The sequence below is a fragment of the Pseudomonas alvandae genome (genome assembly GCF_019141525.1).
Lineage (GTDB): Bacteria > Pseudomonadota > Gammaproteobacteria > Pseudomonadales > Pseudomonadaceae > Aquipseudomonas > Aquipseudomonas alvandae.
The window spans coordinates 3319937-3343907 of sequence record NZ_CP077080.1; the positions used below are offsets into that span (position 1 = coordinate 3319937).

General features: G+C 63.3%; 23 protein-coding genes. 11 read left to right on the forward strand and 12 right to left on the reverse strand.

Annotated features, from left to right (window positions below; translation table 11 throughout):
* Genes KSS97_RS14820 through KSS97_RS14835 form a run of 4 tightly spaced genes read left to right on the forward strand, consistent with a single transcriptional unit; the run spans position 1 to position 3885 of the window.
* Positions 1–762, forward strand: coding sequence for an SDR family NAD(P)-dependent oxidoreductase (locus tag KSS97_RS14820; protein WP_217859453.1), 762 nt, complete (start codon positions 1–3; stop codon positions 760–762).
* An 11-nt stretch (positions 763–773) separates the two neighbouring features.
* Positions 774–1961 carry an acetyl-CoA C-acyltransferase gene (locus KSS97_RS14825; RefSeq protein ID WP_030138852.1) on the forward strand — a complete coding sequence of 396 codons (1188 nt, stop codon included), beginning with the start codon at positions 774–776 and terminating at the stop codon, positions 1959–1961.
* 9 nt (positions 1962–1970) lie between these two features.
* Positions 1971–3098 (forward strand): acyl-CoA dehydrogenase, encoded by a 1128-nt coding sequence (locus KSS97_RS14830; protein ID WP_217859454.1) that lies wholly within the window; start codon positions 1971–1973, stop codon positions 3096–3098.
* Positions 3099–3111: 13 nt separating this feature from the next.
* Complete coding sequence (locus KSS97_RS14835; RefSeq protein WP_217859455.1) at positions 3112–3885, forward strand: enoyl-CoA hydratase; 774 nt, start codon at positions 3112–3114, stop codon at positions 3883–3885.
* Between the two features lie 154 nt (positions 3886–4039).
* Here the strand turns inward: KSS97_RS14835 and KSS97_RS14840 are convergent, their stop codons facing one another.
* The 8 genes from KSS97_RS14840 to KSS97_RS14875 form a co-directional block, all read right to left on the reverse strand.
* Positions 4040–5191, reverse strand: a complete 1152-nt coding sequence (locus KSS97_RS14840; RefSeq protein ID WP_198796510.1) for an acyl-CoA dehydrogenase family protein — start codon at positions 5189–5191, stop codon at positions 4040–4042.
* Positions 5192–5193: 2 nt separating this feature from the next.
* Positions 5194–6300 carry an enoyl-CoA hydratase/isomerase family protein gene (locus KSS97_RS14845; protein ID WP_217859456.1) on the reverse strand — a complete coding sequence of 369 codons (1107 nt, stop codon included), beginning with the start codon at positions 6298–6300 and terminating at the stop codon, positions 5194–5196.
* Between the two features lie 134 nt (positions 6301–6434).
* Entirely contained in the window at positions 6435–7142 is a 708-nt protein-coding gene (locus KSS97_RS14850) for an HPP family protein (protein ID WP_030138857.1), read from the reverse strand.
* A 171-nt stretch (positions 7143–7313) separates the two neighbouring features.
* Positions 7314–8693 carry a UDP-glucose dehydrogenase family protein gene (locus KSS97_RS14855; RefSeq protein WP_198796508.1) on the reverse strand — a complete coding sequence of 460 codons (1380 nt, stop codon included), beginning with the start codon at positions 8691–8693 and terminating at the stop codon, positions 7314–7316.
* 114 nt (positions 8694–8807) lie between these two features.
* On the reverse strand, positions 8808–9734 hold the full coding sequence (locus KSS97_RS14860) for a LysR family transcriptional regulator (RefSeq protein WP_217859457.1): 927 nt from the start codon (positions 9732–9734) through the stop codon (positions 8808–8810).
* 53 nt (positions 9735–9787) lie between these two features.
* On the reverse strand, positions 9788–10321 hold the full coding sequence (locus KSS97_RS14865) for a hypothetical protein (RefSeq protein WP_217859458.1): 534 nt from the start codon (positions 10319–10321) through the stop codon (positions 9788–9790).
* Positions 10322–10344: 23 nt separating this feature from the next.
* A complete protein-coding gene (locus tag KSS97_RS14870) occupies positions 10345–11148 on the reverse strand; it encodes a putative hydro-lyase (protein WP_217859459.1) in 804 nt (267 codons plus the stop codon).
* 97 nt (positions 11149–11245) lie between these two features.
* Positions 11246–12184, reverse strand: coding sequence for a LysR family transcriptional regulator (locus KSS97_RS14875; protein ID WP_217859460.1), 939 nt, complete (start codon positions 12182–12184; stop codon positions 11246–11248).
* 209 nt (positions 12185–12393) lie between these two features.
* On the opposite strand from KSS97_RS14875, the gene KSS97_RS14880 reads away from it, so the two are divergent.
* Positions 12394–13635: an OprD family porin gene (locus KSS97_RS14880; protein WP_217859461.1), complete on the forward strand. Its 1242-nt coding sequence runs from the start codon at positions 12394–12396 to the stop codon at positions 13633–13635.
* A gap of 16 nt (positions 13636–13651) precedes the next feature.
* Here KSS97_RS14880 and phnE read toward each other — a convergent pair whose 3' ends face one another.
* Genes phnE through KSS97_RS14900 form a run of 4 tightly spaced genes read right to left on the reverse strand, consistent with a single transcriptional unit; the run spans position 13652 to position 16882 of the window.
* Positions 13652–14419 carry a phosphonate ABC transporter, permease protein PhnE gene (phnE, locus tag KSS97_RS14885; RefSeq protein WP_217859462.1) on the reverse strand — a complete coding sequence of 256 codons (768 nt, stop codon included), beginning with the start codon at positions 14417–14419 and terminating at the stop codon, positions 13652–13654.
* The gene (locus KSS97_RS14890) at positions 14416–15243 is read right to left on the reverse strand and encodes a PhnE/PtxC family ABC transporter permease (RefSeq protein WP_217859463.1); all 828 of its coding nucleotides are present in this window, start codon (positions 15241–15243) and stop codon (positions 14416–14418) included. Before KSS97_RS14890 ends, phnE begins: the two co-directional genes overlap by 4 nt.
* Positions 15237–16034: a phosphonate ABC transporter ATP-binding protein gene (locus KSS97_RS14895; protein WP_217859464.1), complete on the reverse strand. Its 798-nt coding sequence runs from the start codon at positions 16032–16034 to the stop codon at positions 15237–15239. The genes KSS97_RS14890 and KSS97_RS14895 overlap by 7 nt, the downstream gene beginning before the upstream one ends.
* Positions 16031–16882, reverse strand: coding sequence for a putative selenate ABC transporter substrate-binding protein (locus KSS97_RS14900; RefSeq protein WP_030138867.1), 852 nt, complete (start codon positions 16880–16882; stop codon positions 16031–16033). The genes KSS97_RS14895 and KSS97_RS14900 overlap by 4 nt, the downstream gene beginning before the upstream one ends.
* 160 nt (positions 16883–17042) lie before the next feature.
* Between KSS97_RS14900 and KSS97_RS14905 the strand changes: the two genes are divergently transcribed.
* From KSS97_RS14905 to KSS97_RS14930, 6 genes are all read left to right on the forward strand, one after another.
* A complete protein-coding gene (locus KSS97_RS14905) occupies positions 17043–17906 on the forward strand; it encodes a LysR substrate-binding domain-containing protein (RefSeq protein ID WP_217859465.1) in 864 nt (287 codons plus the stop codon).
* 143 nt (positions 17907–18049) lie between these two features.
* Positions 18050–19078, forward strand: a complete 1029-nt coding sequence (locus KSS97_RS14910; protein ID WP_217861999.1) for a putative 2-aminoethylphosphonate ABC transporter ATP-binding protein — start codon at positions 18050–18052, stop codon at positions 19076–19078.
* Between the two features lie 13 nt (positions 19079–19091).
* Positions 19092–20795, forward strand: a complete 1704-nt coding sequence (locus tag KSS97_RS14915) for a putative 2-aminoethylphosphonate ABC transporter permease subunit (RefSeq protein ID WP_225936040.1) — start codon at positions 19092–19094, stop codon at positions 20793–20795.
* A 19-nt stretch (positions 20796–20814) separates the two neighbouring features.
* Positions 20815–21642: a phosphonoacetaldehyde hydrolase gene (gene phnX / locus KSS97_RS14920; protein ID WP_217859467.1), complete on the forward strand. Its 828-nt coding sequence runs from the start codon at positions 20815–20817 to the stop codon at positions 21640–21642.
* 30 nt (positions 21643–21672) lie between these two features.
* The gene (locus KSS97_RS14925; RefSeq protein WP_217859468.1) at positions 21673–22692 is read left to right on the forward strand and encodes a putative 2-aminoethylphosphonate ABC transporter substrate-binding protein; all 1020 of its coding nucleotides are present in this window, start codon (positions 21673–21675) and stop codon (positions 22690–22692) included.
* Positions 22693–22760: 68 nt separating this feature from the next.
* Complete coding sequence (locus KSS97_RS14930; RefSeq protein WP_217859469.1) at positions 22761–23930, forward strand: TIGR03364 family FAD-dependent oxidoreductase; 1170 nt, start codon at positions 22761–22763, stop codon at positions 23928–23930.
* Positions 23931–23971: the final 41 nt, after the last annotated feature.

The window sequence follows — 23971 nt, forward strand, 5'->3', positions numbered from 1 at the left end:
ATGCAGATCGACAACAAGATATTCCTCGTCAGCGGTGGCGCTTCCGGCCTCGGCGCGGCCACCGGTGAAATGCTGATCAAGGCCGGCGCCAAGGTGATGCTGCTGGATGTCAACGCCGACGCCGTGGCTGCCCAGGCGCAGAAGCTTGGCTGCCAGAGCGTGGTCGCGGACATCAGCAACGAAGCCGCCGCCGAAGCCGCGGTCAAGGCCACGGTCGATGCGTTGGGTGGCCTCAATGGCCTGGTGAATTGCGCTGGCATCGTGCGCGGCGAGAAGATCCTCGGCAAGAACGGTCCCCACGCCCTCGCCAGTTTCAGCCAGGTGATCAACGTCAACCTGATCGGCAGTTTCAACCTGTTGCGCCTGGCCGCGGCGGCCATTGCCGAAACCGAAGCCAACGCCGATGGCGAGCGCGGCGTGATCATCAACACCGCATCGGTGGCGGCCTTCGACGGCCAGATCGGCCAGGCAGCCTATTCCGCGTCCAAGGGCGCGATCGCCAGCCTTACCCTGCCAGCCGCCCGCGAACTGGCGCGTTTCGGCATCCGCGTGATGACCATCGCCCCCGGTATTTTCGAAACCCCGATGATGGCCGGCATGACCCCTGAAGTGCGCGATTCCCTGGCTGCCGGCGTGCCGTTCCCGCCGCGCCTGGGCAAACCCGCCGAGTACGCGGCGCTGGTCCGGCATATCATTGAAAACAGCATGCTCAACGGCGAGGTGATCCGTCTCGACGGCGCCTTGCGCATGGCCGCCAAATAGGAGGATTAGTCATGTCCCACGATCCGATTGTCATCGTCAGCGCCGTCCGCACCCCGATGGGCGGTTTCCAGGGCGAACTGAAAAGCCTCACCGCGCCGCAGCTGGGTTCCGCGGCCATCAAGGCCGCCGTGGAACGGGCCGGCATTGCCCCCGATGCGGTTGAAGAGGTGTTGTTCGGCTGTGTGCTCGCCGCCGGACAAGGCCAGGCGCCGGCACGGCAGGCAGCGCTCGGCGCCGGGCTGGACAAATCGACCCGCTGCACGACGCTGAACAAGATGTGCGGCTCGGGCATGGAAGCGGCGATCCTCGCCCATGACATGCTCGTCGCCGGCAGCGCCGATGTGGTGGTGGCGGGCGGCATGGAAAGCATGTCCAACGCCCCGTATCTGTTGGACCGCGCTCGCGCCGGCTTGCGCATGGGCCACGGCAAGGTGCTCGACCACATGTTCCTCGACGGCCTTGAAGACGCCTATGACAAGGGCCGCCTGATGGGCACCTTTGCCGAGGACTGCGCCGAGGCCAACGGCTACAGCCGTGAAGCCCAGGATGCCTTCGCCATTGCCTCCACCACCCGCGCCCAGCAAGCAATCAAGGACGGCAGTTTCGATGCTGAAATTGTCCCGTTGCAGGTGATGGTCGGCAAGGAACAGGTCACCGTGCGCCACGACGAACAGCCGCCCAAGGCACGGATCGACAAGATCCCCACGCTCAAGCCAGCCTTTCGCGACGGTGGTACGGTGACGGCGGCCAATGCCAGTTCGATTTCCGATGGCGCCGCGGCCCTGGTGCTGATGCGCCAGAGCCAGGCGCAACAGCGCGGCTTGAAACCACTGGCGGTCATTCACGGCCATGCGGCCTTTGCCGACGCCCCGGGCCTGTTTCCCACGGCACCGATTGGCGCGGTGAAGAAGCTGATGGGCAAGACTGGCTGGTCCCTGGACGAGGTCGACCTGTTCGAGGTCAACGAAGCCTTCGCCGTGGTGGGCGTGGTGACCATGGACAAGCTGGAAATCCCCCACGACAAGGTCAACGTCCACGGCGGCGCCTGCGCACTGGGGCACCCGATCGGTGCGTCCGGCGCACGCATCCTGGTGACGCTGCTGTCGGCCTTGCGCCAGAAGGGCCTGAAGCGCGGCGTCGCGGCGATCTGCATCGGCGGCGGCGAAGCCACGGCCATGGCCGTTGAATGCCTGTACTAAGGAATCACCATGCTCCCGACTGAAGAACAGACCCAAATCCGCGACATGGCCCGGCAGTTCGCCCAGGAGCGTTTGAAACCGTTCTCGGCTGAATGGGACCGCGAGCACCGTTTCCCCAAGGAGGCCATCGGTGAAATGGCCGAGCTGGGCTTTTTCGGCATGTTGGTGCCGGAACAATGGGGCGGTTGCGACACCGGTTACCTGGCCTACGCGATGACGCTGGAAGAAATCGCCGCCGGCGACGGGGCGTGCTCGACCATCATGAGCGTGCACAACTCGGTGGGCTGCGTGCCGATCCTCAAGTTCGGCACTGATGAGCAGAAAGCCAAGTTCCTCACGCCCCTGGCCAGCGGCGCGATGCTCGGCGCCTTTGCCCTGACCGAACCCCAGGCCGGCTCCGACGCCAGCAGCCTGAAGACCCGGGCGCGGTTGGAGGGCGACCATTACGTGCTCAACGGCAGCAAGCAGTTCATCACTTCCGGGCAGAACGCCGGGGTGGTTATTGTGTTCGCGGTCACTGATCCTGGCGCCGGCAAGCGCGGCATCAGCGCGTTCATCGTGCCCACCGATTCGCCGGGCTACAGCGTGGCACGGGTCGAAGACAAGCTCGGCCAGCACGCCTCCGACACCTGCCAGATCCTCTTCGAGGATTTGAAAGTGCCCGTGGCCAATCGTCTCGGAGAAGAAGGCGAGGGCTACAAGATCGCCCTGGCGAATCTCGAAGGCGGGCGGGTTGGCATCGCGGCGCAGTCGGTGGGCATGGCCCGCGCGGCGTTCGAAGCGGCGCGCGACTATGCCCGCGAGCGCCAGAGCTTCGGCAAACCGATCATCGAGCACCAGGCCGTGGCGTTCCGCCTGGCGGACATGGCGACGCAGATCGCCGTGGCACGGCAGATGGTTCATCATGCCGCCGCGCTGCGCGATGCCGGCCAGCCCGCGCTGGTGGAAGCGTCCATGGCCAAGCTGTTCGCCTCGGAGATGGCCGAGAAGGTCTGCTCCATGGCGCTGCAAACCCTGGGGGGCTACGGTTATCTCAACGATTTCCCGCTGGAGCGCATCTACCGCGACGTGCGGGTCTGCCAGATCTACGAAGGCACCAGCGACATTCAACGCATGGTTATTTCGCGCAATCTTTGAACAGGAGTCCTGCATGAATTACGAAACGATTTTATTGGAGATCAAGGACCGCGTCGGCCTGATCACGCTGAACCGTCCCGAGGCGCTGAACGCCCTCAATGCCCAGATCGTCAGCGAGCTGAACCAAGCGCTGGACCGCCTGGAAGCAGACCCGAAGATCGGTTGCATCGTGCTGACCGGCTCGAAAAAAGCCTTCGCCGCCGGCGCCGACATCAAGGAAATGGCTGAGCTGACCTACCCGCAAATCTATTTGGATGATCTGTTCAGCGACAGCGACCGCGTTGCCAACCGCCGCAAACCGATCATCGCCGCGGTGAACGGTTTTGCCTTGGGCGGCGGATGTGAATTGGCCTTGATGTGCGATTTCATCCTGGCCGGCGACAACGCCAAGTTCGGCCAGCCGGAAATCAACCTCGGCGTACTGCCGGGCATGGGCGGCACCCAACGCCTGACACGCGCGGTAGGCAAGGCCAAGGCCATGGAAATGTGCCTGACCGGGCGCTTTATCGATGCGGTGGAAGCCGAGCGTTCCGGCATCGTCGCGCGCATCGTGCCGGCAGATGAGCTGCTGGACGAAGCACTGAAAACGGCGGCGTTGATTGCTTCCAAATCCGTGCCCATCAGCATGATGATCAAGGAAAGCGTCAACCGTGCCTTTGAAGTCAGCCTGTCCGAAGGCGTGCGCTTCGAACGTCGGGTGTTCCACGCCGCGTTCGCCACGCAGGACCAGAAGGAAGGCATGGCCGCGTTCGTCGCCAAGCGTGCCGCGGAATTCCAAGACAAGTAGCGCAACTGGCGCCCGCGAAGGCGGGGGTACATTCGGCGTGGATGTGATGGACCCACCGCTTTCGCGAGCAAGCTCGCTCCCACAGTTGACCTGAGGTGTACGCGATACTGTGTACACCACCAAACCCTGTGGGAGCGAGCCTGCTCGCGAAGCTTTACACCAGGTAGTGCTTCAACTCCCGGGCAATCACCATCCGCTGAATCTCGCTCGACCCCTCATAGATCTGGGTAATCCGCGCATCCCGGTAGTAGCGCTCCACCGGATAATCCTCCAGATACCCATAACCCCCATGGATCTGTATCGCCGACGAGCAGACTTTCTCGGCCATTTCCGAAGCGAACAGCTTGGCTTGCGAGGCTTCCGACAGGCACGGCTTGCCGGCGCTGCGCAGGCGCGCGGCGTGGAGGATCAGCAGGCGGGTGGCGTTCAGGCGGGTGTGCATGTCGGCCAGCAGGTTGGCGATGCTCTGGTGCTCGATGATAGGTTTGTCGAACTGCACGCGATCGCGGGCGTAGGCCAGGGCCGCTTCGAACGCCGCGCGGGCGATGCCCAGGGCTTGGGCGGCGATGCCGATGCGACCGCCTTCCAGGTTGGACAGGGCGATGGCCAGGCCTTTGCCACGGGCGCCGAGCAGATTGGCCTCGGGCACGGTGCAGTTGCTCAGCGTCACCGCGCAGGTATCTGACGCGCGGATGCCCATCTTGTGTTCGGAGCGGTCAACGTTGAACCCCGGCGTGTCCGTTGGCACCAGGAACGCCGAAATGCCTTTCTTCCCAAGGTCTGGGTCCGTCACGGCAAAGACAATCGCCAGTTTCGCCCGCTTGCCATTGCTGACGAACTGCTTGGCGCCGTTGATCACCCACTGACCATCGCGCAGTTCGGCGCGGGTGCGCAGGTTGTGCGCTTCCGAGCCAGCCTGGGGTTCGGTCAGGCAGAAACAGCCAATCGCCTGGCCGCTGGCCAGGTCCGCCAACCAGGTCTGTTTCTGTTCATCGGTGCCGAAATTGAGGACCGGCCCGCAACCCACCGAGTTGTGGATACTCATCAACGCCCCGGTGGCGCCGTCGCCCGCGGAGATTTCTTCCACGGCGAGGGCATAGGCGACGTAATCGACATAGGTGCCGCCCCATTCCTCGGGCACTACCATGCCCAGCAGGCCCAATTCGCCCATTTTGGCCACCAGAGCGTCATCGATCCAGCCAGCCTTTTCCCAAGCTTGGGCATGGGGGGCGATTTCACCGCGGGCGAAGTCACGGGCCATGTCGCGGATCATCACTTGTTCTTCGGTCAGCTCAAGGTCTTGCATGTTCAATTCCCGTGGTAGTCGAAGCCGTCGAAGAAACTCTCGACCTGTGCGGCGTCCAGCGCCTCCAGGGTCGGTGGGTTCCATTGCGGGTTCTTGTCTTTATCGATCAGCAAGGCGCGCACGCCTTCGATCAGGTCGCCGCGTGCGAACCATTGGCGGTCAAGGTGCAGTTCCAGGGCAAAGCAGTCTTCCAGGCTCAGGTGCCGGCCACGGCGCAACATCTCCAGGGTCACCGCCATCGCCAGGGGCGAGCGGGTCTCCAGGAGTTCGGCGGTTTTCAGCGCCCACTCATGGCTGTTCGCGACGGTGACCTGGCGCATCTGCTCGACCATGCTGGGAACGTCGGGCAGGGCAAAGAAATGATCGATGGCCGGCCGCAGGTCGGCCAACGGTGGGGCAGGGAGTTGTTGCACAGCGATTTTTGCCAGCAGGCTTTGCAAGTCCTTGAGTGCCGTGTCGCGCCATTCCAGCCGATCGAGACGCTCGTCGAGCTGGGTGAGCTTGCGGCTGTCGAGGTACCAGTCGGCCAATCCGCAATACAACGCGTCGGCGGCACGAATATGCACGCCGCTGACACCGAGGTAGATACCCAGCTCGCCGGGAATGCGCGGCAGGAAATAGCTGCCGCCCACATCGGGGAAGTAGCCGATGGCGACTTCGGGCATGCCCAGGCGGCTGCGTTCGGTCACGATCCGCAGGTCGGCGCCTTGCGCCAGGCCCATGCCACCGCCCAGCACGAAGCCGTCCATCAGGGCCAGGATCGGTTTACGGTAGTGGTGGATCGTCAGGTCGAGGGCGTATTCCTCGACGAAGAAATCTTCATGCAGGGTATCGCCCTGCTTGTGGCTGTCGTACAGCGAACGGATATCGCCGCCGGCGCAGAACGCCTTGTCACCAGCGCCGCGCAGGACCACGGCGCGGATCTGCGGATCGTGGGCCCAGGCATCGAGTTGCTGCTGCATGCTGCGCACCATGCCCAGGGTGAGGGCATTGAGGCCGGCGGGGCGGTTCAGGGTCAAGTGGCCAATATGGTTGCGGACGTCGACCAGCACCTCGTAAGGCGCGGTTTCGACGCGGTCCGCAGCTTGGGATGAAACCTGAGCTGTCATCGCTAACTCCCTGCTTTTATTGTTCTTTATAAATAATGTCGCGCGTACCCGGTCGGGATCGTAACAGTGCAAATTTGCATTGCACAACCGGGATACGTGCAGGTCCTGTCTGCATATTTATAGCAGCCACAGGCTCAACCGCGACCCGACAGTACCTCCGTGATGCTGCGGCGCTTGGCATGACGCTCGCTGGCGTGGATCAATTGCTCCAAGTCTTCGGGGGTTACGTCGAAGAATGCTTCCATTTCCTCAAGTGCCGACTTCAAGTCTTCAGCGGTGATGGCTTGGCGATCAACGGGGGGATGGTCGGCCGGTATCACCGCCACCGGCTCGCTGGCGCGCTTGGGATAGCGCACGCGCGTCAGGTTGTTGTAGGCCAGTGCAAAGACGAGCAGGCCAGAGCCGGCCAGCATCGCCGCCGCCACTGCCTGCCAGTCCAAGGCAATGATCGACGGATCGGCCAGCACCAGCGTTGCGGCCAGGGCTCCCGCTGGCGGATGCAGGCAACGCAGCCAGCACATCAATATCAGCGCCATGCCCGCCGCCAGGCAGGCGCTTTCCAGCGTGCGGCCCAGCACATGGGCCACCAACAAGGCGAGGACCGAGGCACACAGGTAACCGCCGAAAATCGACCAGGGCTGGGCGAGGGCGCCCGATGACACCGCAAACAGCAGCACAGCCGAGGCGCCGAGCGGGCCGATCAGGTGCTGCGCCACCTCAAGGCCGAACACCTGGCCACAGAGCCAGACACTGAACAAGGTGCCGAAGGACATGCCGATGGCGGCACGGCTCCATTCGGTAGGACGGGTATTGATAGCTGCGGGGAACCAGCGAGAAAACATTCAGCAACATCCAAAAAACGAACAAAAAAAGGGGCTTACGGGGTAAATCCCAGAAAGCCCTTTAAGTGTTCCAACAGTTGGGGGAGGAACGGTGCACAGTGTGCCGTCCGCCCCCTTGGGTTACAAATTCATATTAATGCTGGTTGAGTGCATTAATTTTGAAGTAACGAATCAGGCGCTTTTGGAAACTTCAAGCCACGCCTGCTGTGCAATCGGTAAATTGCAGGATTGCCCGCGCCCCATCGGGAAGTAGATAAACCCTTTGTCCGCCATGCGATCCGGGTCGTACAGGTTGCGACCGTCGAAAATCACCGGGGCCTTGAGCCGTTGCTGGATCAACTGGAAGTCCGGGGCCTTGAACGGCTGCCATTCGGTGCAGATGATCAGGGCGTCGGCCCCCGGCAAGACCGATTCCGGGGTGCCCATGAGCATCAGTTTCGGCTCGTCGGGGTAGAGCAACTGGGTTTGCTGCATCGCCTCGGGGTCGAACGCGCGAACACTCGCCCCGGCCGCCCACAGCGATTCCAGAAGCGTGCGGCTCGGTGCGTCGCGCATGTCGTCGGTGTTGGGCTTGAAGGCCAGGCCCCACAACGCGAAGGTCTTGCCCCGCAGGTCGCCTTTGTAGAACGCCTTGATGCGTTCGAACAGCTTGTGTTTTTGGCGCAGGTTGATGGTTTCCACGGCTTGCAGCAGGTCGCTGGAGCAATGGGCTTGTTCGGCCGTGTGGATCAAGGCGCGCATGTCCTTGGGGAAGCACGAGCCTCCATAGCCGCACCCTGGATAAATGAAGTGGTAGCCGATCCGTGAGTCAGCGCCGATGCCCAGGCGCACGGACTCGATGTCGGCCCCCAGGTGCTCCGCCAGTTCGGCAATCTGGTTGATGAAGCTGATCTTGGTGGCGAGCATGCCGTTGGCGGCGTATTTGGTCAGTTCCGCGCTGCGCAGGTCCATGAACAGGACCCGATCGTGGTTGCGGTTGAACGGGGCGTACAGGTCGCGCATGGTATCGCGCACTTCATCGCGCTCGCAGCCGATGACGATGCGATCGGGGCGACGACAATCGGCGACCGCCGAGCCTTCCTTGAGAAATTCGGGATTGGAGACGATATCGAACTGCAACAGGCGCCCAGCCTTGAGCAGGCATTTCTCGATATGCGCCCGCAGGATATCGCCGGTGCCCACCGGCACGGTGGATTTTTCCACGACGATCAGCGGTTGCTCGCGGTAGCGGGCCACCGCCTCGCCAACGGCCAGCACCTGGCGCAGGTCCGCAGAACCGTCGTCCCTCGACGGCGTACCGACCGCAATGAACAACACCTGGCCATGCTGTACGGCAAGTTGATCATCGCTGGTGAAATGCAGGCGCCCGGCCTCCAGCCCCTCGCGCACCAGCGCTGCCAGGCCAGGTTCGAAAATACTTACCAGGCCTTGGCGCAGGTTGGCGACCTTGTGTTCGTCAATGTCCATGCACACCACGTCATGGCCAACCTCAGCCATTACTGCGGCTTGCACCAATCCAACGTAACCACTGCCGAACACACTGATTTTCATGGCGGGACTCCCTGGATCATCCTGAGCGGTTGGCACAGCCAGCAGTTCGCCGCAGTGCGCTCGCCCCAGAATAAGTCGGGGATGTTTCAGTTCACTGACAGTCCGGCGAAGCGCTCAGGCCTGGCTCGGCACCAGGCGGTACTCCGCCGGGAGTTGCGCGACGTAATCGTCGACCACTTCCCGGGTCAGGCTGACGATGTCTTCGACGCGTTCCATGCCCGCGCCGGTCCGCCAACTGGCGACGATGTCCATGACCGAGGGTAGCGGCACGCCGTCCACCAGGACCAGCGAGCCCTGGTTCAGTTCACCCACCACCAGCGCCGCAGGCATGGCGCCGATGCCAAAGCCATCGCGAACCAGGCGGGTGATGGCTGACGCCGAGTTCACGCAGTTGATACGCGGCGAGACGAGGTTGGCCGAATGCAACATGTTGAGCAAATCCTGATGCGGCCGGGAATTGCGCGAGAAGGTCACGATACGTTCCTGCGACAGGTCCTCCAGCGAGGCGTAGTGGCGGTCGTAGACGGAACCGGTACGCGCCACCCAATGCATCGGATAGCGGGTCAGCAAGGTGTTGCGCACGCTGTCCAGGCGCAGGATGTCAGTCTGGAAAATGATGTCCTGGTAGCCCTTTTCCAGTTGCGAGCACAGGTTGCTCGCGGTGTCGGCGGTGAGCTCGATTTCCAGCGCCGGGTAACGCTCCATCAGCCGTGTCACCAACGGGCTGAGCCACGTATGGATGACGGTGTCCATCGCACCGATCCGAATCCGGCCACGCACCTGGCGCGGATCCTTGATCACCGCTTTCATGCTCTGCATGGTGTCCATGATCCGCTCGGCATACTCCAGCACGCGCTGGCCTTCGGCGGTCAGCGACACACCCTTGGAGTCGCGCACGAACAGGCGCACGCCCATTTCGTCCTCCAGGGCCGCGATCCGGCTGGAAATCGACGCCTGGGTGGTGAAGAGCTTTTCCGCCGTCAGCCGGAAGCTCTTCAGGCGCGCGACCCAGACAAACGTTTCCAGAAACTTGATGTTCACGTCGGCGGTTCCTCGAAACTGAAGGGCAGGGCATTGGGCTTCCCGAAGGCAGATCAGCCCACTGAGATGTATTGGACCACGTCTTCAAGCGGCGTTGAATCCGGCGCCGTGCCCACGGCGGCGTCCGCGTTGGTCCATGGATACTCCAGGTGCGAGACCCAGGCCATCACCGCCGGCAACTCTTCTGCCGGCAAGGTTTTCATGTGCTCGATGGTAATGACCAGTCCCTCGGCCAAGGAGGACGAGGGGCTGAACCGCCAGTCATATCGCCCGCAGCCGACGCGGACCTCGCCGCTGTGCTTGTCCGACATCGCGACCAGCCATTTGCACTGGAATGTCTCGATGTTGTCGGCAGGCGGGGCGCCCAGGCAGAACGTGTAGACGTTTTCGAACGTCTGGTTGAAACGGCTGACCAGGACGTCACCGATCCCGGGACGGCCTTCGACGTGATCCGGGAATGAAATGGAACCGGTGCGAACCACCATGTCCAGGGTCGCCCCAGCGGTAAAGGCTTGGTCCAGCAGGTGAGGGCGGTTGCCATCCTTTGCGCGGATGTAGTGCTCGATGGATCGTTGCGCAGTGGTCATCAGTTTCAATCCGTTAAAAAGGTCTACAGGGCGCTGTTCAGGAGATCCGTCACCAGCATGCACCCGGGGGCGTGAGTGATACACAGCGGCGGACGAGAAGCCTGGACCACGGACTGGGGCGTTACGCCGCACGCCCAGAAGACCGGTATCTCATCCGCCTCGACCGGCACCGCGTCACCGTAGTCCGGCCGGTCGAGCGCGTGAATGCCGATCAACGCAGGATCGCCGATGTGCACCGGCGCGCCGTGGACGTTGGGCATGCGCCCGGTGATCTGGATGGCCTGGATCGCCGCCGCGGCTTTCATCGGACGCATGGTCACGACCATTTTGCCAGACAAGCGCGCGGTAGGACGCGTGTCGATGTTAGTGCGGAACATGGCGACGTTGCGGCCCAGGTCAATATGCCGCAGGCGTATGCCGGCCTCCAGCAGCGGTTGTTCGAAAGAAAAGGAACAGCCGAGGGCGAACGCAACCAGGTTGTCCTGCCACAGGTGCTCGATGTCCAGCGGCTCTTCGCTCAACTCGCCGTGGCGGTAGACGCGATAGCGCGGCACCTCATGGCGGATATCGATGGGCGCGCCCAGGTTGCGCAGGAACGGGTCGCCGGGTTCGCTCACGTCCAGCACCGGGCAGGCCTGGCGATTGAGTGTGCAGTAGCGCAGGAATTCGTCGCCCCAGTCACCCGGCAGGATCACGATATTGGCTTGCACCCGCCCTTGGCCCAGGCCGCTGGTGTGGCCGTGGTATCGACCGGCCGCGATGTTCTGGCGCAACGCCTGCGGTGAACAGGGCTGCAGTTGTTCGAATGACAGGGCTGATGAACTCATCGCGGGGTCTCCGTAGGTTTTTATTAGAGATCCCTTTGTAGAAAACCCGGGCGATGGCGTCCAACAAGGAAAACTGCTACCCCCTGACAAGTAAAAGTTATTCGACCGTCGACAGGCCCGCCGCCGCCACCATGCGCTGGGGCCCGACATCCGTGGCGTATTGGCAGACGACCTGGCGGCTCATGTGCACGATGCTCTCGATCAGCTCCAGACCCACGCCCGCACGCCATGACGCGACGACATCGAGCTGGGGCAGGGGCGCGCCGGGCTCCAGCTGGATCAATTCGCCACGGGCCAGGGGCTTGGCCACCAGCGCCGCCGGCAATGCGCCGATGCCGAAGCCGTCGCGTATCAGTCGGGTCATGGCCGACACCGAGTTGACGCAACTGACCCTCGGCGTGTTCACGCCGTGGGCGTACAGCAGGTTCAATACGTCCTGGTGCGGCCGCGATTGCTTGACGAAGGTGATGATGCGTTCATTCGCCATTTCGGCCAGCGAGGCGTAGGACCGGGCATAGATCGATTGGCTGGCGGCGATCCAGTGCATCGGGTAATGCCCCAGTTCGAGGTTGCGCACGCTTTCGTGGCGGACCAGGTCAGTCTGGAACGCGATGTCCAGATAGCCTTTCTGCAACTGCTCGCAAAGATTGCGCGCCGCGTCGGCGGTGATTTCGATCTCCACGGCGGGAAACGCCTGCATCAGCATGGACATCAACGGACTGAGCCAAGTGTGGATCACCGTTTCCATCACGCCGATGCGCACCAGGCCTTGCTGCGGGGTGCTTTTGTCCAATGACTGTTTGAGCGCACGCTGGACTTCAAGCATTTGTTCGGCGTATTCGAGCACTTTCGTGCCTTCCGGCGTCAACGACACCCCGCGTGAATCGCGCACGAACAGGCGCAGGCCCAACTCGTCCTCCAGCGACGCGATCCGACTGGAAATCGCTGCCTGGGTGCTGAACATCTTTTCGGCGGTCAGGCTGAAGCTTTGCAGCCGGGCGACCCAGACGAAGGTTTCGAGGAACTTGAGGTTCATGGTGGTTCTCTTGGCGTTTGTCGTTCTTATGGTTGCAATTGTTACTCCAGGTCGGGCCCGGATGCGCATCAAATTTTCTTATGCCCGAGGGCGCCTTTTTTCCGTTTGACCCTTGCCTGCGCCACTGCGAAGAATCTGCCCCCAACAATAAGCGAGGCGCACACGCCGTCCCCGAAGGGATCGCTCTCGTCCATAAAAAGGAGCACGCCATGCCCCGTTTCACTGACACCCGCTGGAGCCGTTCACCGGTCGGTCCCTTGCTCGGCCTGGGCCTGATCGGTGCGCCAATGGCCCACGCCGATTTCATCGCCGACAGCAAGGCCAGCCTGGAAGCCCGCAACTTTTATTTCAACCGCGACTTCAGGCAAGAAGGTGCCCGGGACAAGGCCGAGGAATGGGCGCAGGGCTTCCTGCTGCGCATGGAGTCGGGGTACACCGCCGGCACCGTGGGGTTCGGTCTGGACGCCTTGGCGATGGCCGGTTTCAAACTGGACTCCGGCGGTGGCACGGCGGGCACGAACCTGCTGCCGGCGGATTTGTCCGGCGGCTCCCAGGACCGCTACGGTGAAGTCGGCCTGACCGCGAAGATGCGCATGTCCAACAACACCCTGAAAGTCGGCACCTTGCAGATCAAGGATCCGGTGGTGAATTCCAACGATACGCGCCTGTTGCCGAGCACCTTCAAGGGCGGGCTGTTGAACGTGCAGGAAATCGACCGTTTGAAACTCACCGCCGGGCAGCTCACCCAGATCAATCTTGTCGATTCCACCGACTACCAGGACATGACCGCCAACCGCATTGGCGGCACAAGCGACAAGTTCCAGTTCACCGGCGCGGACTACCAGTTCCTGCCCAATCTCACGGCGCAATACCGTTACGGCAAGCTGGAGGATATCTATCAGCAGAACTACCTGGGTTTCGTCCATACCCTGGACCTGGGCGCCGGCCAGTCATTGAAGAGTGATGTGCGTTATTCCCGCAGCACCGAGGATGGCAGTTTCCGCAATATCGACAACCAGGCATTCGGCGCGCTGTTCACCTACAGCCTCGGCGGCCATGCACTGGGCCTGGGGTATCAGCGCATGAGCGGCGACGATCCGTTTCCCTACATCTCCCGCAGCGATCCGTACCTGGTCAACTTCGTGCAGATCGGCGACTTCGCCAATATCGACGAACGCTCGTGGCAAGCCCGCTACGACTACAACTTTGCCGCCCTCGGTGTGCCGGGCCTGACCTTCATGACTCGCTACATCAGCGGCGATAACGTGCAGCGCAGCGCGCCAGGAGAGGGTCAGGAATGGGAACGCAACACCGACCTCGCCTACGTGATCCAGGACGGCACGTTCAAGGGGCTGGGATTCAAGTGGCGCAATGCGACGGTGCGCTCGAACTTCGGCAATGACCTGGATGAGAACCGGCTGATCGTCAGCTATACGATGGCGTTGTGGTGACGGCCCACCTGGAGTGTCAGGCCTTGACCCAGCGCTGACGACTCCAACTGCTCAAGGTATCGACGGTGAAGACCAGCAGCAACATCGCCAGGATCACCGTGCTGCCCTGGGCCTCCTGGAACAGGCTGAGGCTGACATAAAGCATCTGGCCCAGGCCGCCGGCGCCGACGAAGCCCAGCACGCTGGCCATGCGGATGTTGTTCTCCCAGCGGTACAAGGTGTAGGCCAGCAGTTGCGGCATCAGGTTGGGCAGCGTGCCGTAGCAAAACGCCCACAGCGCGCTGCCGCCTTGCAGGCGAATGGCGTCGGCGGGTTGTGGCGGGGTGTTTTCCAGCGCTTCGGCAAACAGCCGGCCGAGCACGCCGACGGTGTGCAGGGCCAACGCCAGTGTCCCGGCGTTGGGACCGAGCCCGGCGGCAAACACCATCAACGCCGCCCATACCAGTTCGGGCACCGCGCGCAAGGCGTTCAAGACCAGTCGAGACGCGCTTCGCAATGGCCAGCCAAGTCGCCCGGCGGCCGGCAGCGCCAACGCCAGGCCCAGTACCGCCGCGAGCAGCGTGCCGAGGGCGGACATGGCGACGGTTTCCAGCATGCCGTGACCGATCGCTTTCAGATAGGCAGGGCTCAGGTCGGGCGTGAGAAAACGCTGCGCATAAGCGCTCATTTGCTTGAGGTTCGAGTGGTCACCGAGCGCGGCCAGGTCGATACCCAGATAGACAAACGAGGCAACTACCGCCGCGCCGAGGCCCAGCAGCATAAGCACGTTGAGCAGGCGATTCATGCCAGCCTCCAGCGCAACAGGCGGCTGAGCTGGTCGGCGAGCAGCACCAGCACCAGGAAGGTCAGCAACAGGCTGGCGACTTCACCGCCCGCGAACATGCGCAACGAGAGGTCCATCTGCTGGCCGAGGCCGCCGGCACCGACGAAGCCCATCACCACCGAGGCGCGAATGGCGCATTCCCAGCGGTACACGGTGTACGACAGCAGTTCGGCCACGACATTGGGCAGGATCCCGTAGCAGAACGCCGCAAGCCGACCGCTGCCGGCTTGCATCAGCGCGTGCGCCGGACGCTGGTCGACCGACTCGAAGATTTCCGCGTAGACCTTGCCCAGCATGCCGCTGTAGGTAATGGCGATGGCCAATACACCGGCGGTGGGGCCAAGGCCGACGGCCCGGACGAAGAGCAAAGCCCAGACGATCTCCGGCACGCTGCGCAGGAAGATGAGCAGGCCACGGACCGGCCAACGCAGCCACTGGCCCCAAAGGCCGGGCCTGCCGGCGCGGTAGGCGGCCGACAACGATAACGCACGACTGGCGAGCAGGCTCGCGGGAACCGCCAATAGCAGTGCCAGGGCCATGCCGGCCGTGGCGATGGCGATTGTCTGCAACGTGGCCTGCAGCAGCAATTCGATGAACGCTTCGTCATGGGCCGGCGGCCAGAATGCCGCGACGAACCGACCTATTTCGCTCTGGCTGTCGCTGGCCAGCAGTACGCTGAGGTCCAACTCGCTGAAATGAATGCCCGGCCACAGCAGGGCGACGGCCAAAAGGCCGAGGAGCAGGCGAGGGCGGGCAGCAGGGTCCCGGACGTCGTGCTTCAGCATCGCGGAATCTGCACGCTCGAAGGTGGCGCAGGCTTCGACATGGACGCCAGTTGCTCGTTGGCATAAAGCGCGTCAAGCCGATTGCGGTCGACGGCTTCGGTGGGCAAGTCGAACAGGATCTGGCCGTCACGCAAGCCGATGATCCGCGAGAAATGCGCCAGCGCCAGTTCCACCGCGTGTAAGCTGGTGACCAGGGTCACGGCGTGTTCCCGGGCATGCTGGCAGAGCACCGAAAGCGTGTGTTCGGCCAGGACCGGGTCCATCGCCGACACTGGCTCATCCGCCAGCAACACTTCGGGTGCCTGGTACAGCACCCGGGCGATGCCGACGCGTTGCAGTTGGCCGCCGGACAGTTGCTGGCATTGGGCGAAGAGCTTGTCGCCCAGGTCCAAGCGGGCCAACGCCGCCCGCGCCCCTGGGATGTCCAACGGATGCAGCAGGTTGAGCAGACTCTTGCCCATGCCCCATTGGCCCAGTTTGCCGGCCAACACCGCCGTGACCACCCGTTGGCGCGGCGGCAGCGGCGGCGCTTGATGAATCAGGCCAATGCGTGCGCGCAGGCGTTGGCGCTGGCCGGCCGACAGGTGCCAGGCGCGCTCGCCCAACACCTGGACTTCACCGTTTCCCGGCCGCAGGGCGGTCGCCAGCACATTGAGCAGGCTGGATTTACCCGCGCCGGACGGGCCGATGATAGCGACCTGTTCACCCGCCTCGATGTGCAAGTCCACGCCCCGCAGCGCCTGGGCGCCGTTGGCGTGGGTGACGCTGGCCTGGGTCAAACGCAATGTCATTTCAGCAGTTCGGCGGCGCGAGCGGCTTCTTCGATGCCCTTATAATTCTCGGGCTTGGTTTCGATGAAGCGGCTGGCGGCTTGCAGGTCGAGGATTTCCTTGTCTTTCGGATTCGCCGGGTCGAGCGCCAGGAACGCTGCCTTGAGCTTGGCCGCCAGCGCCGGGTCGAGGGTGCCGCGCACGGTCCAGTTGTAGTCGAAATATGCCGGGGTGGTGGCGAACACCTTGACCTTGCTGGTGTCGACTTTGCCGGCGGCCACGAGTTTTTCCCAGACGCTGGCGTTGAGCACGCCGGCATCGACCTTGCCCGCCTGGACCCAGGCCGCGGTCGCGTCATGGGCACCCGAGTAGCCGACGCGGCTGAAGTAGGTTTCCGGCTTGATGCCGTCCTTGAGCATGAAGTAGCGCGGCATCAGGCTGCCCGAGGTGGATGAGATCGAGCCGAAGGCAAAGCTCTTGCCCTTGAGGTCGGCCAGGGATTTCACGGCGGGGTCGGCGGTGATGAATTTACTGGTGAACTGAGCGTCCTGTTCGCGTTGTACCAGGGGAATGGCGTTGCCGGTCTTCAGGCGGGCCTGGACGAAGGTGAAGCCGCCCAGCCAGGCCAGGTCGATCCGGTCGGTGGCCAGCGCCTCGACCACGGCGGGGTAGTCGCTCACCGGGACGAACTCGACTTTCATGCCGATCTGCTGTTCCAGATAAGCCCCCAGTGGCTTGAACTTGCGCAGCAGTTCGGTCGGCGCCTCGTCAGGGATCGCGCTGACTTTCAGGGTGTCGGCGGCCTGCGCCAGGACAGCGCTCACGGTCAGGGTGAAACCGACGGCCAGTGCCAGGGTACGCTTGAGCATGAAAATCTCCGGTGCTTGGAAGCATGAATGTTCAGGCGCCGGGCATTCTTGCCGGGCGCGTTGTGAGGGTAGACGAATGGCGGCGATTTTGATCGTTTCCGGTGATCAGGTAAATCTTTATAGTCGCTTGCCCTTATCCTCTTTCTGGAGCGTCCACGACATGCTCAGCGCCGAGCTGAAGTCTTTCCATATGGTCGCCCGCCTGGCCAGCGTCACCCAGGCGGCCAAGAAGCTCGGGTTGAGCCAGCCGACGGTGACCACGCAGATTCGCAATCTGGAGGCCCAGTACGGCGTCGAACTGTTCTTTCGCGGCGGTCGCCGCCTGACCCTCAGCGACGAAGGCGCGCAGTTGCTGCCGATGGTGCAGAAGCTGTTGCAGCAGGAAGCCGACATCGAGTTTTTCCTGCGCAACAGCGGCCAGGTGCAAGGCACGCTGCGAATCGGCGCCACGGCCCCGTACTACGTGCTCGATATCATCAAGGGCTTTCGCGAGCAGTTTCCCCTGTGCGAAGTGACCCTGGAAATCGGCAACTCGCTGCAGGTCATCGAGGCGCTGGAAGAGTACCGCGTGGACCTGGCCGCGTCCTCGCAATTGGTGGATGATTCTCGCCTGACCCGATTGGTATTGGGCCACGACCCTCTCGTCGTGGCGGTGCACCGCAGCCACCCGTTGGCGAGCCATGATCGCGTGGCGCCCGGCGCATTGGCCGGGCACTGCCTGCTGATGCGTGAAAAGGGCTCGACCACCCGCACGCTCACCACAACGCTGCTGCGAGAGGCTGGCGTTGCGATTGGGCCACTGTTGGAAATTGGCAGCCGTGAGTCGATTCGCGAAGCGGTCCTGCGCAACATCGGCATCAGCGTCATCGCCCGTCATGAGGTGCCGGAGAATCCGCAGCTCAAAGTGGTGGAGCTGGAGGGCGCGCCATTGATCGCCGAGTACCTTTATTGCCTGAAGGAACGCCGCCAGGCTCGGCTGCCTTCGGCGTTCCTTGGCCTGGCACGGGAAACGGCCGAGTCCTGAGCCGGCTACGCAAATTTGCCGATGGCACTATCGGCAGCTTTTAGCCAACTGCAATCAAGCCTTCGTACTGCCTGCCTACCATGACCCTCGTCGAGCTGACCGCTCATCGAGGTAACGTCATGACCAGAACACACTCCGTAGACATGCAGATACGCGACATCCATAAAAGCTTCGGTGCCTTCAAGGCCCTGGACGGGGTGTCGCTGGACATTGGCGCCGGTGAGCTGGTGTGCCTGCTCGGGCCGTCCGGCTGCGGCAAGACCACCTTGCTGCGCTGCATCGCCGGCCTGGAGCGGCAGGATCGCGGCACGCTCATGATCGGCGCGCGGGATTTCTCCAGCCTGGCGCCGCAAGCGCGGGACTACGGCATCCTGTTCCAGTCCTACGCGCTGTTTCCCAACCTCACGGTGGAGCAGAACGTCGGTTACGGGTTGGCGGGTAACAGCCGCGAGACCATTCGCGGCCGGGTCAATGAGATGCTTGATCTCGTCGGGCTGTGTGGCAGCGAGAAAAAGTACCCCGGCCAGCTTTCCGGCGGCCAGCAGCAACGGGTCGCCCTGGCCCGTGCCTTGGCCCCGGCGCCCTCGCTGTTGCTGCTCGACGAACCGATGTCGGCCCTCGATGCGCGGGTGCGTGAGCATCTGTGCACGGAACTGCGCGGGCTGCAAAAGCGCCTGGGCATCACCACGTTGATGGTCACTCACAACCAGGACGAGGCGATGCTGATGGCTGATCGCATCGCGGTGATCAACCAAGGGCGCGTCGAACAGTTTGCCAGCGCGCAACAGATCTACCGCGCGCCGGCGACGGCTTTCGTCGCCGATTTCATCGGCCAGGGCAACTGGCTGCCGTTCGAGCGCGGCCAGGATGGGCAGGTGCGGGTTGGCGAACTGAACCTCACCCTGGGCGGCAATGATATTGGACCGCGCGGACGCCTGTTCTGCCGTCCGGAAGCCGTCCGGGTCAATCCGACCACTCCGGAACACAACCTGTTCGATGCGCAACTGCGGGAGCTGACTTTCCTCGGCAATCGCTGCCGGCTGAGCTTCGAACTCGATGCGCTGCCAGGCCATGGTTTGTTGGCTGAGCTGGAGCCGCACGCCATGCCGCCGTTGACCGGCGCCCACCTGAAAGTCGCGCTGCCGCCCCAGTGCCTGCAGGTGTTCGCTTGATATGGATGTCACGATGACCCTCAAGCCCACCGTGTTCCAGCCACGCCAGGTGGCCGGTGATTTCGCCGATCGCCTGTTCATTCGCGGCGGTCAATGGTTGCTGCTCATTTTGCTGGTCGTGGCGGTCCTGCTGCCGCTGCTCGCCATGTTGTGGCGTGCCGTCAGCGGTGATGCGAGCCAGGGCGGGGGCGTGCACGCCGCACTGACATTGTTTGCCAGCGCGAACTTCCGCTGGTTGCTGGGCAACAGCCTGACGGTTTCTCTGACCGTGGCGATGATCGTGGTGCCGCTGGCCTACGCGTTCGCTTATGCGTTGCAGCGCACCTACATCATCGCCAAGCCGCTATGGCGGGGGATTTCGCTGCTGCCGCTGCTGGCACCTTCGATGCTGCCGGGAATCGCGCTGATCTACCTGTTTGGCAACCAGGGCCTGCTGCGCGGCTTCATGACGGAAAACATCTATGGCTTCTGGGGCATCGTCCTCGGGCAGGCGATCTACACCTTTCCCCACGCATTGATGGTGCTGATGTCGGCGCTGGCCCTGGCGGACGCCCGGCTGTTCGATGCGGCCTCAAGCATGGGCGCATCGCCTTGGCGGGCATTTCGCAGCATTACCTGGCCCGGTAGCCGGCAGGGTGTGTTTGCCGCGTTCTGCCTGGTGTTCACCTTGTGCATCACCGATTTCGGCGTGCCGGTCACGGTGGGCGGTGACTACCAGGTGCTGGCGCTGGAAGCCTACAAGGCCGTCGTGGGGCAACAGCAATTCGGGCGCGGGGCGTTGATCGGCCTGGTTTTGCTGGTGCCGGCCTTGCTCAGTTTTGCGGTGGACGTGTGGCTGCGCCGCAGTCAACGCGACGCCATGGGCGGCCGCGCCCAGGTCTATCACCCGCGGCCATCAGCGGGACGGGATGCGGCTTTCCTGGGCATGACGGCAATGGTCTGTTGCGTATTGCTCGGGGTGTTCGGCATGGCGGTGTACGCGTCGCTGGTGCAGTTCTGGCCCTACGATTTGTCCTTGTCGCTGGATAACTATGGGTTTTCCGACCTGCCCGGCGGCTGGCTGGCCTATCGCAACAGCCTGTTACTGGCCGCCTGCAGCGCCGTGTTCGGCAGCTTGCTGATCTTCACCGGCGCCTACCTGATCGAAAAAACCCGGCAGAGCGCACTGACCCGAATCCTGCGGCTGCTCAGTTTTGTGCCCATGGCGGTCCCCGGCCTGGTCCTGGGCCTTGGGTACGTGTTTTTTTTCAATCTGCCGGGCAATCCACTCGGCAATCTGTACGGCAGCCTGGCGCTGTTGGTGGTGTGCACCGTCGCTCACTTCCTGACGACGGCGCACATGACGGCCAGCGCGGCCCTGCGCCAGCTCGACGACGAATTCGAGGCGGCCGCGCTGGCGCTCAAAGTGCCGTTGGCGCGGCATTTCCTGCGGGTCACGCTGCCCATGTGCCTGCCGGCCTTGCTCGACATTGTCCGCTATCTGTTCGTCTCGGCGATGACCACGGTCTCGGCGGCGATTTTCCTGTACAGCCCGGACAGCGTGCTGGCCGCGGTGGCGGTCCTGAACATGGACGACGCCGGCAACGTAGGCGGGGCCGCCGCGATGTCGACCTTGATCCTGCTGACCTCGGCCAGTGTCTCGCTGCTGCTTGCGACGTTCTCCCGGCGCCTGCTGCGGCGCTCCCAGGCCTGGCGCCAGCCGGCGCCGGGCCTTTGAAAACCTGTTGGAGATTCTGATGCACTACCAAACGCCAACCCGCCTGCAAGCCGCCATCCTCGATTGGGCGGGCACCGTAGTGGACTTCGGTTCGTTCGCCCCGACGCGGATCTTCGTCGAAGCTTTCGCCAGTTTCGACATAGAGCTGAGCCTGGAGGAGGCTCGTGGCCCGATGGGCATGGGCAAGTGGGATCACATCCGCACCCTGTGCAATCAATCCGCCGTGGCCGAAAGATTTGTCCGCCGGTTCGGGCGCACGCCGAGCGACGACGACGTGACCGCGATCTACCAACGCTTCATGCCGATGCAGATCGCCAAGGTCGCCGAGCACTCGGACCTGATCCCCGGCGCGCTGGAAAGCATCGCCGCACTGCGCCAACGAGGCCTGAAAATCGGCAGTTGTTCCGGTTATCCCAGGCAGGTCATGGACAAGGTCGTCGAATTGGCCGCGACCAAGGGCTACAGCCCCGACCATGTGGTGGCCACCGATGACGTGCCCAAGGGCCGGCCGAGCCCGGCGCAGGCCTTGGCCAACGTCATCGCGCTGGGGCTGGACGATGTGGCCGGCTGCGTGAAGGTCGATGACACCGAGCCCGGCATCCTCGAAGGCCGCAGGGCAGGGATGTGGACCGTGGCGCTGCGTTTTTCCGGCAATTTCCTTGGGCTTGACTGGGCACAATTCCAGGCCCTGCCAGCCCGGCAGTTGGCCGCCGAGCGTACGCGCATCGATGGACTGTTCGCCGCGAGCCGCCCGCATTACCTGATCGACACGATCGCCGAGTTGCCCGCCGTGATCGATGACATCAACGCGCGACTGGCCCGCGGCATGTTGCCGTCCCATACCTGAAAGCCCCACTGACCGATACGGAGCCGTACCATGTCCAAACGCACTGCCTTGGCCGCCGGCCTGCTGGCCGCCTGTGTTTTTCAAGCCCAGGCGAATACCGAACTGACGGTTTACACGGCCCTCGAAGTCGAGCAGCTCAAGGCCTACAAACAAGCCTTTGAGCAGAAGAATCCAGGCATCGAAATCAAATGGGTGCGCGATTCGACCGGTATCGTCACCGCCAAGCTGCTGGCGGAAAAGGATCGCCCACAAGCCGACGTGGTCTGGGGCCTTGCCGGTTCCAGCCTGGCCATCCTCAAGCAGCAAGGCCTGCTGGACGCCTACAGCCCGGCGAACCTGGGCCAGATTGCAGCAAACTACCGTGACGCCGACACGCCGCCAAGCTGGGTCGGCATGGACGTCTGGGCCGCGTCCATCTGCTTCAACACGGTGGAAGCGCAGAAGCTCGGGTTGCCGAAACCCACCCGTTGGGAAGACCTCGCCAACCCGGTGTACCAAGGCAAGATCGTGATGCCCAACCCCGCGTCGTCGGGCACCGGTTACCTGGATGTCAGCGCCTGGCTGCAGACATTCGGCGAAGCCAAGGGCTGGGCCTACATGGACAAGTTGCACGCCAACATCGGCCAATACACCCACTCCGGTTCCAAACCCTGCAAATTGGCGGCTTCCGGTGAGTTCCCCATCGGTATTTCGTTCGAATACCCAGCCATTCAGCTCAAGCGCAAGGGCGCGCCACTGGACATCGTGCTGCCCACCGAAGGCCTGGGTTGGGAAATCGAAGCCACCGCCGTGATCAAGGGCACGCCACACCTGGAGGCGGCGAGGAAACTGGCCGATTTTTCCGCCAGCCGCGAGGCCATGGATCTGTACAAAGCCAACTTCGCTGTCCTGGCACAACCGGGCATCGCCGAGCGCTTGCCGGAGTTGCCAGCGGACTATGAGCAGCGGCTGATCGGCAACGACTTCAACTGGGCGTCGGAAAACCGCGACAACATCTTGGCCGAGTGGCGCAAGCGCTACGACGGCAAGTCCGAGCCTGTCGCCAAGTAACTCGGCTGTTCCAAGGCCCGAGGTGTCGAGCGGGCCTCACCTGGTCATTGAAAATTCAAGGAGTCTCCATGTCTGAGCACGACTGCGACCTGCTGGTCGTCGGTGCGGGTATTCTCGGCCTGGCCCATGCCTGGGCCGGTGCCAAGCGCGGCCTCAAGGTCAAGGTGTTCGAGCGTAGCCACACACCCCTGGGTGCCTCGATCCGCAACTTCGGCCAAGCGTTGGTCGGTGGCCAGGCGCCGGGCATCATGCTTGACCTGGCACGCCAGGCAAACGGTTTGTGGAAGACGCTAGGGCAGGCCGCCGGCTTGCATTTGCACCAGCAAGGCTCGTTGCTGTTCGCCCGCACGGAAGCCGAGGAGGTGTTGCTCGAAGCGTTCGTGAACGGGCGCGGCGCGAGTTTGGGTTATCGCACCGAACTGCTGCGCGGCGATGCGCTGGAGGCCCTGTATGACGGCCGTTTTGCCCATCATCGTGCCGCGTTGCTTGGCCTTGATGACCAACAGCTATATTCCCGCGAGGCGCTACCGCAGATCGTCGAGTATCTGGCCCGGACACTGGGCGTCGAGTTCCATTTCTCGACGCTGGTACGCGATGTCGAGACCCACCGTGCCGTCACCAGCGCCGGTCGGTTTACCGCCAGGCACATCGTCGTGTGCTCGGGCCATGACTACCAGACGCTGCTGGCCGAGCCACTCGCCGCGCTGCGACCGCAGGTGTGCGGCCTGCAAATGCTGCGTGTACGCCCGCGTCAACCGCTGGCCCTGCGGCATGCGCTGCTGACAGGGCTGAGTTGTGTGCATTACGGCGCCTTTGCCGACCTGCCCGAAGCGGATGCCATCCGTGCGCAGATCCGCAGCCAGCAACCGGAGCTGGAAGCCCATGGCATTCATTTGCTCATCAGCCCGACACCCTACGGTGACCTGATCATTGGCGACTCCCATGTCTACGGCAGCGATATCTCGCCGTTCAACGCCGAACAGGTGGATCGGATCCTGATCGATTTGGCGCAGGACACCTTGGGCGGCGAAGTCGACGTGCTGGAGCGCTGGCAGGGCGTCTATGGCGCGCGTGGGCCGGGGCCGTTCAGCGTGCTTGATGCGGCGGATGGCGTCACCGCGGTGGTGATGCATACTGGGCTGGGCATGAGCGTCGGCCTGGCGCTTGGCGAGCGTACCGTCGCTGCACTGTTGGGGGAAGCCGGGCCGATCGTCCCGAAGCACAGCACGGCGGCTTGACTGGCGGACGCCCAAGGCAGGTGCCGCAGTGAAGGCTGAGG

Coding starts and splice junctions, on each gene's coding strand:
- KSS97_RS14900 (WP_030138867.1), bottom strand. CDS start 16,882: ATGCTCAAGCGTACCCTGGCACTGGCCGTCGGTTTCACCCTGACCGTG.
- KSS97_RS14830 (WP_217859454.1), top strand. CDS start 1,971: ATGCTCCCGACTGAAGAACAGACCCAAATCCGCGACATGGCCCGGCAG.
- KSS97_RS14890 (WP_217859463.1), bottom strand. CDS start 15,243: ATGCTGAAGCACGACGTCCGGGACCCTGCTGCCCGCCCTCGCCTGCTC.
- KSS97_RS14850 (WP_030138857.1), bottom strand. CDS start 7,142: ATGTTTTCTCGCTGGTTCCCCGCAGCTATCAATACCCGTCCTACCGAA.
- KSS97_RS14840 (WP_198796510.1), bottom strand. CDS start 5,191: ATGCAAGACCTTGAGCTGACCGAAGAACAAGTGATGATCCGCGACATG.
- KSS97_RS14930 (WP_217859469.1), top strand. CDS start 22,761: ATGTCTGAGCACGACTGCGACCTGCTGGTCGTCGGTGCGGGTATTCTC.
- phnE (WP_217859462.1), bottom strand. CDS start 14,419: ATGAATCGCCTGCTCAACGTGCTTATGCTGCTGGGCCTCGGCGCGGCG.
- KSS97_RS14845 (WP_217859456.1), bottom strand. CDS start 6,300: ATGACAGCTCAGGTTTCATCCCAAGCTGCGGACCGCGTCGAAACCGCG.
- KSS97_RS14855 (WP_198796508.1), bottom strand. CDS start 8,693: ATGAAAATCAGTGTGTTCGGCAGTGGTTACGTTGGATTGGTGCAAGCC.
- KSS97_RS14870 (WP_217859459.1), bottom strand. CDS start 11,148: ATGAGTTCATCAGCCCTGTCATTCGAACAACTGCAGCCCTGTTCACCG.
- KSS97_RS14835 (WP_217859455.1), top strand. CDS start 3,112: ATGAATTACGAAACGATTTTATTGGAGATCAAGGACCGCGTCGGCCTG.
- KSS97_RS14825 (WP_030138852.1), top strand. CDS start 774: ATGTCCCACGATCCGATTGTCATCGTCAGCGCCGTCCGCACCCCGATG.
- KSS97_RS14915 (WP_225936040.1), top strand. CDS start 19,092: ATGACCCTCAAGCCCACCGTGTTCCAGCCACGCCAGGTGGCCGGTGAT.
- KSS97_RS14820 (WP_217859453.1), top strand. CDS start 1: ATGCAGATCGACAACAAGATATTCCTCGTCAGCGGTGGCGCTTCCGGC.
- KSS97_RS14895 (WP_217859464.1), bottom strand. CDS start 16,034: ATGACATTGCGTTTGACCCAGGCCAGCGTCACCCACGCCAACGGCGCC.
- KSS97_RS14905 (WP_217859465.1), top strand. CDS start 17,043: ATGCTCAGCGCCGAGCTGAAGTCTTTCCATATGGTCGCCCGCCTGGCC.
- KSS97_RS14925 (WP_217859468.1), top strand. CDS start 21,673: ATGTCCAAACGCACTGCCTTGGCCGCCGGCCTGCTGGCCGCCTGTGTT.
- KSS97_RS14865 (WP_217859458.1), bottom strand. CDS start 10,321: ATGACCACTGCGCAACGATCCATCGAGCACTACATCCGCGCAAAGGAT.
- KSS97_RS14910 (WP_217861999.1), top strand. CDS start 18,050: ATGCAGATACGCGACATCCATAAAAGCTTCGGTGCCTTCAAGGCCCTG.
- KSS97_RS14880 (WP_217859461.1), top strand. CDS start 12,394: ATGCCCCGTTTCACTGACACCCGCTGGAGCCGTTCACCGGTCGGTCCC.
- phnX (WP_217859467.1), top strand. CDS start 20,815: ATGCACTACCAAACGCCAACCCGCCTGCAAGCCGCCATCCTCGATTGG.
- KSS97_RS14875 (WP_217859460.1), bottom strand. CDS start 12,184: ATGAACCTCAAGTTCCTCGAAACCTTCGTCTGGGTCGCCCGGCTGCAA.